Source organism: Photobacterium carnosum, assembly GCF_002849605.1.
GTDB classification, from domain to species: domain Bacteria; phylum Pseudomonadota; class Gammaproteobacteria; order Enterobacterales; family Vibrionaceae; genus Photobacterium; species Photobacterium carnosum.
On record NZ_NPIB01000025.1, the window covers coordinates 22,952 to 39,559 of the forward strand.

The 16,608-nt window shown below is 38.9% G+C and carries 13 protein-coding genes; 6 read left to right on the top strand and 7 right to left on the bottom strand.

Translation table 11 applies throughout. The features are described from left to right. Positions 1-18: 18 nt before the first annotated feature. Together CIK00_RS16730 and CIK00_RS16735 are read left to right on the top strand one after the other, a co-directional pair. On the top strand, positions 19-924 hold the full coding sequence (locus CIK00_RS16730; RefSeq protein ID WP_101769794.1) for an HlyD family secretion protein: 906 nt from the start codon (positions 19-21) through the stop codon (positions 922-924). After that, positions 921-3,101, top strand: coding sequence for an FUSC family protein (locus CIK00_RS16735; RefSeq protein ID WP_101769795.1), 2,181 nt, complete (start codon positions 921-923; stop codon positions 3,099-3,101). The genes CIK00_RS16730 and CIK00_RS16735 overlap by 4 nt, the downstream gene beginning before the upstream one ends. 161 nt (positions 3,102-3,262) lie before the next feature. On the opposite strand, the gene dcuC is transcribed toward CIK00_RS16735, so the two are convergent. Beyond that, on the bottom strand, positions 3,263-4,630 hold the full coding sequence (gene dcuC / locus CIK00_RS16740) for an anaerobic C4-dicarboxylate transporter DcuC (protein WP_045037933.1): 1,368 nt from the start codon (positions 4,628-4,630) through the stop codon (positions 3,263-3,265). Positions 4,631-4,944: 314 nt separating this feature from the next. Here dcuC and CIK00_RS16745 point away from each other — a divergent pair, with 314 nt between their 5' ends. Beyond that, complete coding sequence (locus tag CIK00_RS16745) at positions 4,945-6,147, top strand: MFS transporter (protein ID WP_101769796.1); 1,203 nt, start codon at positions 4,945-4,947, stop codon at positions 6,145-6,147. Positions 6,148-6,162: 15 nt separating this feature from the next. On the opposite strand, the gene CIK00_RS16750 is transcribed toward CIK00_RS16745, so the two are convergent. The 4 genes from CIK00_RS16750 to glpA all read right to left on the bottom strand — a co-directional run bounded on the left by CIK00_RS16750 (position 6,163) and on the right by glpA (position 10,939). Continuing rightward, positions 6,163-6,579 carry a hypothetical protein gene (locus CIK00_RS16750; RefSeq protein WP_101769797.1) on the bottom strand — a complete coding sequence of 139 codons (417 nt, stop codon included), beginning with the start codon at positions 6,577-6,579 and terminating at the stop codon, positions 6,163-6,165. A gap of 138 nt (positions 6,580-6,717) precedes the next feature. After that, positions 6,718-7,926, bottom strand: coding sequence for an anaerobic glycerol-3-phosphate dehydrogenase subunit GlpC (gene glpC, locus CIK00_RS16755; RefSeq protein ID WP_101769798.1), 1,209 nt, complete (start codon positions 7,924-7,926; stop codon positions 6,718-6,720). Beyond that, positions 7,926-9,269, bottom strand: a complete 1,344-nt coding sequence (gene glpB, locus CIK00_RS16760; protein WP_101769799.1) for a glycerol-3-phosphate dehydrogenase subunit GlpB — start codon at positions 9,267-9,269, stop codon at positions 7,926-7,928. The genes glpC and glpB overlap by 1 nt, the downstream gene beginning before the upstream one ends. Further along, the gene (gene glpA / locus CIK00_RS16765) at positions 9,269-10,939 is read right to left on the bottom strand and encodes an anaerobic glycerol-3-phosphate dehydrogenase subunit A (RefSeq protein WP_101769800.1); all 1,671 of its coding nucleotides are present in this window, start codon (positions 10,937-10,939) and stop codon (positions 9,269-9,271) included. Before glpA ends, glpB begins: the two co-directional genes overlap by 1 nt. A 287-nt stretch (positions 10,940-11,226) precedes the next feature. Here glpA and CIK00_RS16770 point away from each other — a divergent pair, with 287 nt between their 5' ends. Then, entirely contained in the window at positions 11,227-11,895 is a 669-nt protein-coding gene (locus CIK00_RS16770) for a hypothetical protein (protein WP_101769801.1), read from the top strand. Positions 11,896-12,061: 166 nt separating this feature from the next. Further along, a complete protein-coding gene (locus CIK00_RS16775) occupies positions 12,062-12,250 on the top strand; it encodes a DUF4250 domain-containing protein (RefSeq protein ID WP_045040673.1) in 189 nt (62 codons plus the stop codon). A gap of 24 nt (positions 12,251-12,274) precedes the next feature. Here the strand turns inward: CIK00_RS16775 and metR are convergent, their stop codons facing one another. After that, complete coding sequence (gene metR / locus CIK00_RS16780) at positions 12,275-13,186, bottom strand: HTH-type transcriptional regulator MetR (protein WP_101769802.1); 912 nt, start codon at positions 13,184-13,186, stop codon at positions 12,275-12,277. Positions 13,187-13,465: 279 nt separating this feature from the next. Between metR and metE the strand changes: the two genes are divergently transcribed. After that, positions 13,466-15,787 (top strand): 5-methyltetrahydropteroyltriglutamate--homocysteine S-methyltransferase, encoded by a 2,322-nt coding sequence (gene metE / locus CIK00_RS16785; RefSeq protein ID WP_101769803.1) that lies wholly within the window; start codon positions 13,466-13,468, stop codon positions 15,785-15,787. An 84-nt stretch (positions 15,788-15,871) separates the two neighbouring features. On the opposite strand, the gene CIK00_RS16790 is transcribed toward metE, so the two are convergent. Continuing rightward, a complete protein-coding gene (locus tag CIK00_RS16790; RefSeq protein ID WP_101769804.1) occupies positions 15,872-16,324 on the bottom strand; it encodes an META domain-containing protein in 453 nt (150 codons plus the stop codon). Positions 16,325-16,608: the final 284 nt, after the last annotated feature.

The window sequence follows — 16,608 nt, forward strand, 5'->3', positions numbered from 1 at the left end:
AATATAATAGAGATAACCATGTTTAAACGCTTATTTATTACTAGTAGTTTTGTCATTATTGCGCTTGCTGCAATTGGCTGGAAATACCAACAATATATTATTAATCCTTGGACGCGAGATGGTTTAGTTCGCGCTCAAATTGTCCAAATTACACCACGGGTTACTGGGCCTATTATTGCATTGAATATAAAAAATAATAGTGAAGTAAAAACAGGCCAAGTTCTTTTTGTTGTTGATCCTCGACCTTATGAAATAGCAGTAGAAAAAGCGAAGGGAAATCGAGATCAAGCAAAAGCACAATTGCAGCGAGCACAAGATGAAGCAACACGAGAGCGTGAATTAATACACCGCCAACCTGGTGCTATTTCTCAAATGACATTAGTGCAGCAAAAAATATCAGTGAGATTAGCTCAAGCGGGCGTTGAAGCGGCTCAAGCGGTATATGATCAAAGTAAATTAGATTTAAGTTTTACTAAAGTGACCGCTCCTGTTGATGGTTATATTACTAACTTAAATGTAAATATCGGCACTCAAGTTGTCGCTAATCAACCCGTAGTTGCTCTTATTGATAAGCATAGTTTTTGGATTGAAGGATTTTTTAAAGAAACAGATATTAAAGATGTGGCTTCAGGTGATAAAGCGACGGTGACCTTAATGGCGTATGGCGATCAACCATTACAAGGCTCTGTTGAGAGTATTGGTTATGGTATTTCCCATAAAAATGGCAGTACAGGGCTTTCTTTATTACCAAATGTGAATCCAACATTTCAGTGGATCCGTTTAGCTCAACGTATTCCCGTTCAAATTCGTTTAGATCATATTCCTGATGGTATTCAATTTCGTATTGGTTCTTCTGCTTCTATTGTTATTCATAAAAACCAACAAAATCAGAGCTTAATCGAAATGGTTAAGGGTATGCTATGAGTACAAGACGCTGGGTAATGCCATTAAAAGTTGCTACAGCTTTAACGCTATCCATCGTCATTGCTTTAGCTTTGGGGTGGAATAAGCCTTATTGGGCTGCTTTTGCTGTGATTGTAATGGCTGCAACAGAAACTAATGGTCATTCTTTAAAAAAAGGTCGTCATCGAATCATTGGTACGTTTGCTGGTGTTATTATTGCTTTCGTTTTAATTGATTTATTTGGTCAACAACCTTTAGCTTTTCTGTTGGTTTATTCTTTGATTATTGCTGTGTGCATCTATCAACAGACAAATCCTAAAAATGGTTATGCGTGGACTATCGGGTTGATGGTGTCATGCGTCATTATTGTGATGGGGAAATTATCAGCAGAACAAACCTTTACTATTGCTGCACTTAGATTACAAGAAACCATTCTTGGCGTTATTTGTTTTAGCTTTGTTTTTAGTGTTTTTAGCCCTGTATCTAGTCGTATTGTGTTACTTAATACGTTACTAAGTAACGCTAAAACTAAGCAAGAAAAGATAGAACAAGCGATTATTGATATTCAATCGAATGAAATGTTAAGCCGTAATGTTTCATGGAGCGATAGTTTAAAATATTTAGCCCGTATCGATGATTTACTGCAAGCAGCGAAAACAGATAGTTATCAAATCAACAGTGAGTTTCCCATTTGGGAGACAATAAGAAATGAGCAAAACCAATGGGTTCTACTGGGTGGACATTTGTCTGAAGCCATTAATCTTATTGACGAAAAGTTTACGACGGAACAAAAACAAGCGTTAATCGCGGTATTAACAGCGCTCAAAAATAGATATATAAATTCAATCACCTTATTGAGTTATGTCGTTGAAAATCCACAGGCGACGAATCACTGCATTCGTCAGCATATGGTTGATCACATTTTATTTGTGGCTCCATTTTCATTGGATTCATTACTTAATTGTAAAGAATTACATCATGGTGCTTTAATGATGTTGGCACAAAACTTAGCTAAGATGGATGCGTTGCAAGCGTCGATATACCAACATTTGACTCAAGCGATTTTGAGTGAAAGTCCATCAGAGATAACGCTAAAAAAGAAACCATCATCTGCTTTGTTTAATATATCTTTAGATTCCGAACGACTTATTAATGTTTTTAAGATCTTAGTGATTTTTTGGATCAGCGTTGGCTTGTGGCTTTTTATTCCCATGCAAGGGGGAGTAATGATCGTGCTGTTAAGCCTTGTCTTTGGTAGTGTTGCTTTATCGTTACCCTTTGTAAGCCCGCGTTATATATTAATGCATATGATCGTTTGGTCTGTATTAGCACTATTCCAATATATTTTTATTCTGCCTCACTTAAGTCAACTTTGGCAATTAGGGTTATTTTATTTTATCAATGTCTTTGTACTTTGGTTTTATTTTAATCAACCGCAACAGGTATTTCATCGCTTATTGGGTTGTCAAAATTTGATGTTAATGACAACCAGTGCGATTCAACTCACACCGACCTATAGCGTAGGTACGTCACTGTTAACGATTACGCTGCTATCTATCAGTTTGTTGGTTATTTTCTGGGTTTATAATGGCATTTATTCAAGTCAGCCTGAATATGTGTTTTTACGTCAGCTTAGTCAATTTCGAATTCGATTACATTTCGGATTAAAAAAACTGGTTAATGAAAATGCGAATAAACTCCTTTCATTGAGTTTTTCAACACCAGTACAAGCGGTATCACTTGCAGAAATGGCGAGTACAAAAATTAGCTGGGCGAACTATGAGCAGATCGATCAAACGCAAGTAACAACATTACTTAACTTAGGTTATCGCTCTTGTTTTTATTACCGTTCATTTACCGATAACTATGAACAATGGCAAGCAACGCAATACAATCAAAGCATTAATACGTTTATTGTTGGGTGTGTTCAGGAGCTTATTGCGATCACTGGGGTTACGATGATCTGTGAAAATGTTGCTACAACACATGCTTCTAAGTTAGTCGTATTACAGAATAAGTTAACAGACTACAAAGATAAATTACCATCATTTTATGGTCAACTTACTCCAGATGAAATGGATAAAATTTACCAATTAATCACATCTCTTTTACTCTTAATGGGGTCTCTTGAGAATGTTACTGAGCAAGTGATGAAACAGTCTTTATATCAATTAAAGTTTACGCCATTTGGATTATAAACAGCCTTTATCTGCTAAGGCGTGTAATAAACGATAAGTCATATAATAAGGTGTTTTAGTCGTTGTGATCGTTAGTGTAGATTGTGAATGACGCCATAAAAAAGCCCACTGAGAATATATTATCAGTGGGCTTAGTTCGTTAAATTATGGTGTGATAATAATTAAGCGTACATAGGTACTAATACCATCGTACCGATAATGACGGTAACTAAACCACAAAGCACCGGAACCACAGTACGTTTAACGACTTCAAATGGACTGATTTGTGCCATACCCGATGTTGCAACAATAACACCTGATACCGGTGAAATAGTACGACCTAGGTTTGACGCTTGTAGCATTGGAATAATCAAGAATGCAGGGCTTAAACCAAGCTTAACCGCCAACTGTGGTGCTAACTCAACAAAAGCATAGAAAGGTGCATTACCTGAACCTGTTGCAATTGCAGCAGCAACAGTTAACGCTGTTAGTAAGAGCATGAGTGCCACGCCGCCAGCACCTGCTTTGTCAGCAAGAGCGAGTAGGTTATCAATTGCCCCAATTGACATTAAGCCTTGCGCAAATACACCTGCTGCGACCAATAACATCACAACGCCTTTAAAAGCATCGCCCATACCAGCGTAACAAGCTTCAAGGTTTTCAAGGGTTTCTTTACCATTGAAACGATTAGTAAAGAAATCAACTACGGCACCAATGACAATAGAAAGTACTACAATAGTATAAATATCAAGAGTTAGACCTGGAATAGTTTCACCGTTGAATAGGAAAACACCAAAAATAGGTAAGAAAGGTAAAATCGCATAATAAGCAGGTGCTTTGACTTCTATTTCAGAAATATCTAGCTTTTCCATTGGCGTATTATTTTTCTTATCAAGGTATTTGTTCCAGAAAAATGCAGCGACTGACATCACGATAATGGCACAGATAGAAACGGGTAATACAGTTTCTACTGCGAAAACATGTAAAGGTAAGCCTGATTTTTCTGCGGCCACAATTACATCACCAGAGGTTGGTGAAAGAATGATTGCGGCAGGTGAGGCACATACAGCAGCGGCTGCTGGACGAGAAATACCCATTGCGGTCATCATTGGGAATAAGGTTGCCATTAATAGCACCCCAAGACCCGTTGCAGAGCTTACTGCTAATGACATTAGACAGGCAACAATATAAGCCGCAACTAATAAAACATAAGGTGACTTAATAAAAGAAAGAGGTTTTGAAAATTGTTTTACAACAACATTGTTAGCACCAATATGGGTCATATATGTTGCGAAACCACATAACAACATAATTTGTAAGCCAAGACCACCGTTGCGGTATTGGAGCATATATTTAACATACTCAAGTGAGTCTGTTAGTAAATTCCCTGTTGATGTAATGCCTTTTGGCAAGACCGTGTGTCCTAAAAATCCAGCTAGAATTAATAGAAGAATACCCGCAACAAGAAGTACACCTGCTGCTTTATATCCTTTTACTATGTAATAGCCAACAGCAATGGTGATCACCAAACCAATTAACAATTCCGTCATGGAAACTCCTCTCCTTAAAACTAAAAAAATATGTATTTATGATGTTTTTTTGCATATTTTCATAAATTACGTGAGTAATGTAGCTAAAAAAAAGCTTATGAACGACTGTTAAGCAATCAATATATGATCTCATCCATATTTTTATTGGTAATGTTAATTTTTTGGTTTTATTTTTAAGGTTGAATTGACGGATAACTGTTTTTTATCTGTTAAATTTAGCAAGGTAGAATGCGGTTTTACATTAATTGGGCTATTGTTGGCATTGTTATTTTAATGATATAGCGCACTCAAATGGATTTTTTAATGGTGAAATTATGATAGAAACAAATACATTGGCCTATAAGAAAACCAGTTTTGCGTTGGCATTAGGCTCTTTTATCGTTTTTTGTAATTTGTATTTGTTCCAGCCGATGTTGCCATTAATGGCGACTGAATTTTCCGTCTCGGCAACACAAATCAATTGGGTCTTAGCCGCGGCAACATTAATGTTAGCGGTATGCCTTATTCCATGGGCTATTGCCTCTGAAATCGTGGGTCGGCGCATGATTATGGTGATCAGTTTATTGCTGATGCCAATTGTCGGCGTAGTAATGGTTTTTGCTCATGATTTATTTGCGCTTACTTTAGCTCGAGGGGTCATGGGTATTTCAGTTGCTGGTTATATTGCCGTTGCTGTTGCTTATATGGCGGAAGAGTTTAGTCCGAAAGCGCTAGTATTAGCGGTGGGGGGCTATATTAGTGCTAATTCATTAGGCGGAATTGCAGGAAGATTATATGGCGGAATAATTGGCGAACAACTAGGCTGGCATTGGGCGGTGTTAGGCATGGCTGTTATGAGCTTTATTGGTGCGGTCGTCGTGATTAGATTATTGCCATCACAGCAACACTTTATTCATCACCACCGCCGTCTTCGTATCCATGCTTATCAAGTGATCGCGCATATTAAACAACCGATATTATGGCTAGCAATGCTGATTGGTGGTGTGAATTTTGCTCTGTTTGTTAATCTTTATTCAGTAACTGGATTTAGATTGGTTGCCGCACCGTTTAATTTGCCTTTAAGTTGGGCGTCATTAATTTTTCTTTGTTATCTCAGTGGCACCATAACATCACGATTGAGTGGTCGTTGGGCAAGCCGATATAGTCCGTTATCAGGCATGATTTTAGGGGGTGTTTTAAGCCTAAGTGGTCTGTGGTTAGGCTTAATTGAATCACGCGTCACCATATTGATTAGCTTACTATTATTAAGCTCTGGTGCATTCTTCACTCATTCATTAGCCTATGCTTGGGTGAGCCAACATGCCAAAGTGGCAAAGGCTACCGCAACGGCATTATATTTGGTTCATTATTATGTTGGGAGCAGTTTAGGTGGTTTCTTCTTGATATATTGTTGGTTGCATGGCGGTTGGAATACTGTTGTTATTGGTGGAACATTGTTATACATGGTGATGTTTGTTTTTTGTGGATTATTAATTAAAGCGAAACAACAGTCTGTTTTACCGTTACAGCTCAATTAACGTTATTTATAACGATCAATCAATTGTGATGATTAATTTATAATGACTGCTTTCACCTCGACGAGCAAAAGCACGGTATTGGCCAATATGAACACTGTATTTACCGCTGTAAGGTAATATGTATTCACCATTATCATTTAGGTCAGCTGAAAAGGGGGTTAAATCAGCAATTCTCTTAAGTTTTTCGTCTAAGAGTATTACCCATAATTTCGAGCTTTTAGTATCAAGCGTAATGTTTAAATGCTGGCCTTTTTTAGCATAAAAAATATAGTTATTCACATCATAATTGGTCGTTGTTGTTATATATTCACCGCTATTGGTACCTGTTTTAAAGTGGATTGTTTCATGACTATCAGCAGCAATGGCCATAAATGAACAACTGCTTAAAATGAGTGCGGTAAAAAGTAATCCTAATTCTTTGATGTATAACATAATATGGTTTCTTAAATATTTGATGAACTAATCTCGTATTAGCTATTGAACGAGTGAAAAGTACGCAGTATTTAATCGGGGAAAAATACTGCGTATATGATGAGTATTATCAAAAATAGAAGATTGGTAAAGTAATGTTTAATCAGCGAGTGCCATTGCGAGCAAACTGATCGGGTGAATTGTTGTTAAATCAGTGTTTTCTTCAATTTGCCATTTACAAGTTTCACAATCAGTAATGGCATAGTCAGCGTTAGCACTGCGTATTTTTTGAAATAAATCCTCACCAATTTTCATAGATGTATCATAATTTTCAGTTTTAAAACCATAAGTACCCGCTAAACCACAGCATTGACTATCTAATACTTCAAGCTCTAGCCCAGGGATCATTTTAAGTAATTCAATGGTATATAAACTACCGCCAGTACGTTCAAGGTGACATGGCGTGTGATAAACCACTTTTTTATTAACGGGTTTTAGTTTAGGAGTATTACCATTCATAAACGCTTTGAGTAAAAACCGGGTGACATATTCAATCCGATCGGCAACTTTTGCGTTATCAATCTTTAATACATGCGGATATTCTTCACGTAAAGTAAAGGCACAGGTTGAAGAAGTTGAAACAATGGTTGAATTATATTTTTCAATAACTGCTTCAAAACTTTGGGTGTTAAGTAATGCATTTTTCTTGGCTTTATCAAAGAAGCCATTTGCAATTAATGGTACGCCGCAGCATTTTTCTTTATCCAATAATTGCACTCCAATATTCATGGCATTCATGACTTTAATGAAATCTTGGCCTAACAGTGGATTATTATAATTTACGTAACAACCGTGGAAATAATGCACTTGTTGCGGATAATGGGTTTGATCCGTACAGTGCTTTTTATACCATTGGCGGAATGTGCCATGAGAATATTTAGGTAGTGTTTTATGATCATGAACGCCTATGGTTTTATGCATGATTTTTTTAACGGGTTTTAGGCCTGTAATTGCATTAATGATAGGAGCGAACGGTGTCGCAACAGTACCCATTAAATCGGTATGACTTAATACAAAATCACGGATTGTTTTAATATGAAGTGCGTGTTTCGCATGTTTACTGCGTGCAACCGCAATCATGTCACCGATTTTTACACCAGAAGGGCAAGCGGTTTCACAGCGTTTACAGTTGGTGCACAGCTTAAGCATATCATCATAAAATTCAGCACTTTTAATCCTTAATCGTTCACCATCTGGACCACATTGTTTAGGGCCGGGGTAATTAGGATTTGCTTTAGCAACAGGGCAATAAACGGTACATACGGTGCATTTAATGCATTGGTCAAAACTGGTATCTTGCTTGAGCATTAGATATTGCCCTCTGCTAATGATGGAAAAATTGCTGTGGATGTGTGTTTGTCATGTAAGGCGATCATTGATTGTGCAGCATGAAAACCCGTGCTGATAGCAACACCACTGCCACTACCTTCAAAAACAGGGTTGTAATGGGCTAAAATAGCGCCTGCACAGTAAAGGTTAGTAATCACATTGCCATTAAGGCTTGGTTGTAATTGTTGATTCGTTTCAACACCCATTCCTAAAAACGGATGCGGTTGGTCACTGAAAAATTGTGGTTGATACCAGTGCTGGTGGTTAGTTGATGCTAATGGCGCAATGTCTAACCCAAAAATAGCTTCTTCAATATGATGACGTTCAGCGTGTAAACCACGGCTAAAGAAGCTACCACTGGCTAATAAATAATGATTAGCGACTAACGGCATATCACCGTGATGACGCGTAAAAATACGTTGGAGTTGGTTATTTTCAAATTCGCCATGAGTGACTTCATCACCTGCAAGGATCAATCCACCTAATGATTTATAATAACCTTTCATTGCATCTTCCAAACGTATACCCAGTAATGATGGCGGCATCGTTGGAATTTCACATAATGTGTAACCAGTTAATTGTTCAAGTTTGCTAATAACTTTAAGACCTGTCCCATTACCAAACACGGCAGGAAGAATCACTAAATCAGCCTCACCAATAGTATTTTTCATCGCTAAGGCAAAACGTTGTAGTTTATTGTCGTCAGCTAAGACACGAGAAATATCAATTGAACGATATTCACACGGATTACGTTGCATTAATTCAGCGTCAGGCAATGCAATGGCGGCAGTGGTAATTTCCACGTTAGCAAAGTGGGGCAGTAGACGTAAATTATCAGCCGCTAATTGGGGTTGAAAATCACGGAAACCATCAATTGTAACTAATGCTAATTTACGCAATGACTTAGCGGGCTCAAACATCGGAAAAGGGTGCACTGTTGATTGTGATAACCACGTTGCTTTAAATGTCCCCATTGGTGTAATGCGTAAATGGTTACAATCATCTGCTTGATGGTGCAGTTTAATACCAATATTTTCCATTGTTTGCTGATACCAATCAATGGCTTGGCGAGTAACATCGCCCCCTAATTTACTGTAAGGATGTAGCGGGGATTGATTGGCTAAGGTTTCAAATTCATCAAAAGGATAGTGGGTTACAGTCCCATTAGGCAAACGACTTAATACATCAATTGAGCCTGAAGAAAAATGCAGCGCACTTTGACCTGCGGCAATAACAGCGGTTTTGAGTCCAGCTTGAGCACAACGAATAGCGCAGGTTAAGCCAGCAACACCACCACCAATAATTATATTATCAAATTTCATTATTTTTCCTCGCAGCTTGGATTGATAGTGCTGGTAGATGTAGATGTAGATGTAGATGTAGATGCTGGTGGAATATCACTCACACCAAATAAACCCTCATAGATCCAATAAGAGAACTCACCTTCGCGCAGAGCATCACCCCAAAAAACAGGTTTAATACCTTTCCAGCGTTCTTCAAGAAAATCACTGAGAATATGGCTGGCGTGGTTGCCATCAGTATTACCATATTCAGCAAATAAACCAGCAGCACGATAAGAACATAATTCACCTTGGCAAGGCCCCATCCCGACACGGGTACGGCGGCGTAAATCGACTAAATTATGCACATCCAGTTGCTTGATGGCATATTCAACTTCACCACAGGTCACCATTTCACATTCACAAATAATGGCTTGGCTTTTTTTGCTGTCAGTTAAAAATTGCTCAGCACGTTCACCATGACGGTAATAGGCAGATTGATAGACAGGTTTGGCTAAACTAGCGGTATGCCTAATGGCTTTTGGTTGTTCAGAACCGGGTAATGGTTGTTGATGAGTGGTGCAAGGGGTGGTGTTACCCAACTTTTTAGCGATAAGATCGGTTGTCCACTCAGCCATCATGCGGTAAGTCATTAACTTACCACCCGTGATAGTAATAAAACCGTCCATGCTATCGCGTTCAGCATGATCTAATAGCACGATCCCACGGCTAATATTACGTCCACTAGTATCGCCATCAACAGCAACTAATGGTCGCACGCCCGCATAAGCTCGTAATACCCGAGTATTAGCCATGATAGGTGCTAGTTTGGCCCCTTCTTTTAAGAGAATATCAATTTCTCTGCTAGTGACATGTAAATCATCAATATCTTTATAATCAATACGTTCAGATGTTGTACCAATTAATGAGATGGTATCACCAGGGACTAAAATATCGGCATCAGAAGGTTTACGACAACGGTTGATCACTAAGTTGTTAATTCGATAATCTAAGATCAATAATGATCCTTTGGCTGGGAACATCGTGATATTAAGATCGCCATACTCACAGATTTGTTGTCCCCAGATCCCAGCGGCATTGATAACTTGTTGAGCTCTAATTTCAAAGTGGGTATTGGTTTTTAAATTTAAACATTTAACCCCTTTAACGACGCCATTTTGTTGAATAAGCGCGGTGACAAAAGTGTGATTAAAAAGTTGTGCACCGTGTTCAATCGCATCAAGCGCATTGGAAGAAGCAAGGCGAAAAGGGTCAATTGTACCGTCGGGGACCTTTACCGCACCAATAAGCTGTGGATTACAGTTAGGCTCTAATCGTAATGCCTGTTGTGGTGTTAATTGTTCAACGTCAATATCGGCACTTTGACAGGCACTGATAAATTGTTGTTGAAATTGCAGATCGTCATCGGGGAGGGAAATAAATAATCCCTGTGTATCTTCTACACAATGGCGGGCAATATTTTTAAGAATACGGTTTTCAATGATGCACTCTTTGGCTGATTCTGGATCAGTAACCGCATAGCGAGCACCTGAATGAAGTAAGCCATGATTACGACCCGTTGTACCAGAGGCTAAATCGTCCTTCTCAATTAAGATACATTTGATACCGCGCAAGGCGCAGTCACGCATAATTCCTGTTCCTGTTGCGCCACCACCGATGATCACAACCTCTGTTTCTAACCAAGTCGTCATGTTCGCTTCGCTTATCGTTATTGAATATATTGTTAGCGTTGATAACGCCCACTATTTTAATAGGGATAATATGCCACTAAATTACATAACGTTTGGTGAGCGATCGCACACAAATGAGCGAACGAACATTTTTCGCGTTCCTTTTTGTTCATTGAAGTGTTGTTTGGATAATATAAAGCCAATGGCTGTCAATGAATTGTGGATAATTGTTAATAGAAGTCCCTCATTCGCATCTTGCTGTGACTTGAGTATAATTGTGCTCCTTTTATTTTTAATTGATGCTTATTATGATCGGCTATCTCGCATTTTTAATTCCAGCACTGCTTGGTGCGCAATGTATTCTTACGTTAGTACTCACCAAAGGGGAGATCTGCCCTGGCCAACGAGGGCGAGTGCATAAAATGTTGCCAGTATTGCTTGTTGGTTGGCTACTCGCTGCTATTAGCCAAGCATGGGCTGTATTGCCTTTATTGAGTTTGTTGTTCTTTACCGTCAAAGTAAAAACCAGTAAAACGCGAGATTCAGGACCATTAAAAGTACTTTATGGATCTAATTTACTGGGATTTATTAGTTGGATTTTATTATTTCCGATGATGGATATGCCTGAAGTATTGCTGAGTTTAGTGGCGATAGCTTTATATGGCAGTTTACTGGCTCATGTTTTATTGACGTTCTCACGTACGCGTTTACAGGCTTTCCACCGTATATTGCCGTTTGTTGGTTTTATCAGTGCTATTGTTTCGGTATTACTTTTAGTTTTGAAAGTGATTTTTATGGGAGAGGCTGCAACAGCACCTTATACCGTTGAAATTGTTATTTCATTATTGTGTTTAGTGGTAGCGATGCTGGTGTGGACTGGGCATATATTATTAAATAAAACGATCAATAAATGGCAGTTATTAGTGGCGGCTGCGCTACTTACATTTTCTGCGGTAATGCAATTAACGTTATTCTAATACTTAAATTATCAGTGTTATGAGCCTTTATCTTGGTAGAGATAAGGGCTTTTTTTATATTTATTTTTTACGAAAAGAAGAAAGGATCACATATCGTCTATCCTTAATAAATAGGTGCAATGTGAGTTGTGATCATTAAGCCACAATAAAGCGGTAAGGGGGAAGAATGGAAATCAATAATTTACTTGGTATGGATACCCATATTGTGATTGGTATAGTTAATGAGCGTTTACGATTAGAGTGTCATTCAATGGCAGAATTAGCATCTCGTTATGAATTAAGTGAGGCCGAGCTTTCTGAAAAAATGGCCCAACAGGGTTATCACTATGATCCGTTGAATAATCAGTTTAAGTAAATAGCGATGGCATTATACAAGGTGTTAAACCGTTTTAATGCCTTGTAAATGTTGCTGACATTGTTGTTTCGCCGTTGCAAAAAAAGCTTCTAAATAATGATGTTTTTGTTCTGAAGCCCGTACCCCTGCAAATAAACGCCGCCATAATCCCTTACCTAATGGTTTACTAACAATTAATCCTTGATGCACAAAATTATCAACCGCCCAATTCGGTAACGCCGCGACTCCCATTCCTGCTGACACCATCTGAATTAACATTAAACTATTATCTGCTTGTTTCCATGCTAATGGCTCAATGCCTGCGGGTTGTAGAAAGTGTTTAACTATATCTAGTCGGTTACGCTGAATGGGATAACTGAGTAGGGTTTGATCTGCAAGATCAGCCGCCACAATATGTGATTTAAAAGCTAATGGTGATTGTGGCGCAACGATTAAACACATTTCAAAATCAAACAGTGGCTCATAATGAATTTCATGGCGAGGTTGAATATCGGATGTGATGACTAAATCTAATTCGCCTTTTGCAAGGGCTGGGATTGGCTCAAAACTAAACCCTGATGAAAAATCAATATCCACATCTGGCCACAAGACTTGGTACTGTTTTAATGCTGGCATTAGCCATTGAAAACAAGAATGGCACTCAATTGCTATCTGTAATCGACCGGCTGTTTGGTGTCTACAGCTAACTAATTCTTGTTCTGCTGTTTGTATTGTAGGTAAAACGTTATCCGCTAAAGCCAATAGTACTTTTCCTTCTGCTGTAAAGCGTACTGGGCGTGTTTTGCGTAAAAAAAGCGGATTACCTAAACGTTGTTCCAGATCTTTTAATTGATGAGAGAGCGCTGATTGCGTTAGGCATAAATTATTGGCTGTTGCGGTGAGTGAGCCCGTTGTTCTTAATACTGTTAATGTTTTTAGATGCTTAAGTTCAATCATGTTCCATCCTTGGATCTTTGCGACATAAATTGATTGTTTTTTAATCTACGCTGTTAATTGGTAGTTGTAAACATCTAGACGTCTAAATGTCCATTTTAATGGTTGATTAGATGAATTACCAGTATTCCAACGTGAAATAAATTCATGATCATTATGAGATAAATTACCTTGTTGTCAGTGTTGTTGTCCGTCACTGTGATTAATCAATCGACGTCATCTTAGCCATTGTTTTTATATGGTTTTATGGTTGGTAAAATATTGAATTATAGGGATATAACAATGACAATAGCATCAAATGAAACGACCACAGCAGCAAAAACAGTTACTCATATACTTGGTTATCCACGGGTTGGAAGTCAACGTGAATTAAAGTTTGCTCAAGAGCGTTATTGGCGTGGTGAGAGTGATCAAGCACAACTGAAACAGGTTGGAAAAGACTTACGTCATCGTCATTGGAATGATCAAATTAAAGCCGGACTTGATTATGTTGCGGTTGGGGATTTTGCTTGGTATGACCATGTATTAGGAACCAGCATGTTGCTTGGACATATTCCAACACGCCATCAACAAGGTTTTCCTGATTTAGATACGTTGTTCAGTGTTGCACGTGGTAAAGCACCAACAGGATGCACCTGTGCTGCCGCTGATATGACGAAATGGTTTAATACTAACTATCATTATATCGTGCCTGAATTTACGGCGGAAGATAGCTTTAATGTCAGTTGGCAACAGTTGTTTGAAGAAGTCGCTGAGGCAAAAAAAGCGGGTTATAATGTCAAACCCGTATTATTAGGCCCTGTGTTTTATTTATGGTTAGGAAAAGAAAAACAACAAGGGTTCGATCGCTTAACATTACTGCCACGATTGTTGACGGCCTATCAGCAAATATTGACTAAATTAGCGGCATTAGGTGTCGAGTGGGTACAGATTGACGAACCAGCACTCGCCCTTGAATTGCCGCGAGAGTGGGCCGCGAGTTTTAAATTGGCTTATCAAGTGTTACATGGTGGGCCTAAGTTATTATTGACCACGTATTTTGATGATATTAGTCACCAATTAGCTGTAATTTCGCAGCTCAGTGTTGATGGTTTGCATATCGATTTATCAGCAGCACCTGCACAATTAGCCGCTGTAACTGAGGCGATTCCTGATCATTGGGTATTATCTGCTGGAGTGATCAATGGGCGTAATGTGTGGCGAGCTGATCTAGCTGAATGGCTAACCTGTTTACAACCAATTAAACAACAATTGGGAGCGAATTTATGGCTGGCAAGCTCTTGCTCGTTATTACATAGCCCGCTAGATGTCGATAGTGAAACAGATCTCGATGCCGATGTTCGTCAATGGCTCGCTTTTGCGAAACAAAAATGTGGTGAAATTACGTTATTAGCCCAAGCGCTTGATGGTGATCAGAATGCGGTTGCCGAATGTGCAGCTTATAGCGCTAGCATAAAAGATCGTCTGAGCTGTGAGCGAGTGAATAATCTGCAAGTACAACAACGGACAGCGGCAATTACGCCTCAATGGGCTGAACGCGATCTTCCTTATTCTGAACGGGCGATTCAACAGCAACACGCGTTACAGTTACCATTATTACCGACTACTACCATCGGTTCATTTCCGCAAACAACGACGATTCGTAGTCAACGTAGTGATTTTAAAGCAGGGCGTCTCACTGAGTCTGATTATAATCAAGCGTTACAAACACATATTCAAGAGGCAATTACTCGCCAGCATCGTTTAGGGCTTGATGTTCTTGTTCATGGTGAAGCAGAACGCAATGATATGGTGGAGTATTTTGCAGAGCAACTAGAGGGCTTTGTAGTGACGCAATATGGATGGGTGCAAAGCTATGGCTCGCGTTGTGTAAAACCTGCAATTATTGTGTCGGATATTTATCGCGCCCAGCCAATGACCGTTGAATGGATCCGCTATGCCCAATCATTAACGACTCAACTGGTGAAAGGTATGCTAACTGGCCCTGTAACGATATTAGGTTGGACGTTTGCGCGTGAAGATTTATCACGAGAGGCGATAGCAAATCAAATTGCTTTAGCGTTACGGGATGAAGTTACTGATTTACAGGCCGCTGGAATTAAAATTATTCAAATTGATGAGCCAGCAATAAGAGAAGGGTTACCGTTAAAACAAAGTCAATGGCAAGAGTATCTCGATTGGGCAGTCAAGGCGTTTAAGATCTCAGCCGCAGGGGCTGCACCACAAACACAAATTCATACTCATATGTGTTATAGCGAGTTTAACCAGATTATTGCGTCTGTTGCAGCGTTAGATGCTGATGTGATAACGATTGAAACATCACGTTCAGATATGGACTTACTCAAGGCGTTTGAAGCGTTTGCTTACCCTAATGAAATTGGTCCTGGCGTGTATGATATTCATTCGCCTAATATTCCAGACGTCGATACGATAACGGCATTAATTGATAAAGCCACGACATTAATTCCGATTGAGCGTTTATGGATCAATCCTGATTGTGGTTTAAAAACGCGGAATTGGACGGAAACTGAAGCCGCCTTAACCAATATGGTGACTGCGGCACATATTCTGCGTGAAAAATATCACAAGGTCAGTGCTGCATAATCTGTGAATAATAAAAAAGCCGTTTACACAGATTTCTTTATTATCGAAAGTGTGTAAACAGCTCTTATTTTTATTGAGAGGCGATTATTTTGCTGTTGTTGCTGCAACATCACGAGCAAACGTTAATGTATGCTTTGCGTTAGTCATCGTCATAGTATCACCTGAAATGTTAACTTTACTCCAATCAGAAAGTGATTGTGTAAACGTTTGTTCAACTTTCATTTCACTGTCTGGGCATAACATCATCGTCATTCCCATTTTTTCAATACGGAATTGACCGTCTTTTACTTCAGCCTGACCAAAGTAACGGTTACAACCAGCATGGCCATTAGCAGCAAGATCTGCAGCTAGTGTTAAAGTGGGTGCTTGAGCGGCTTCCGGTTGAGTAAGATCCTGATTATCAATCTGCACTAAAGACCAGTTACCATTAGCAAGCTCATTGCTTGTTACTGGTTGTGGTGTTTTTATAATACCTGTTGTAGAGCATGCAGCTAACATCATAGGGAGTACCAGTGCAGCTAATAGACGCTTTTTCATTATAGTTATTCCTGAACAGTAATGTTGATGAGTGAGCAAAAGAGCAAACACAATATGTGGCGGTTTGCTTGACAAAATAACTGTCATTTCTTTTTAAGGCATGTTCGTTAACGTCCATGCTAATTATGGGAATATTGAATAAAAAATGAGTTTACTTCAATACTTGCTCATAAGGATTATACCTATTTATTAGGTAATCTCGCGGGTTTATTTGTTACTAAAGGTATATTTGTGACATGTTTAGTGACATCTATGTGAAAAATGGGTGAATAAGCAAAGGGCGT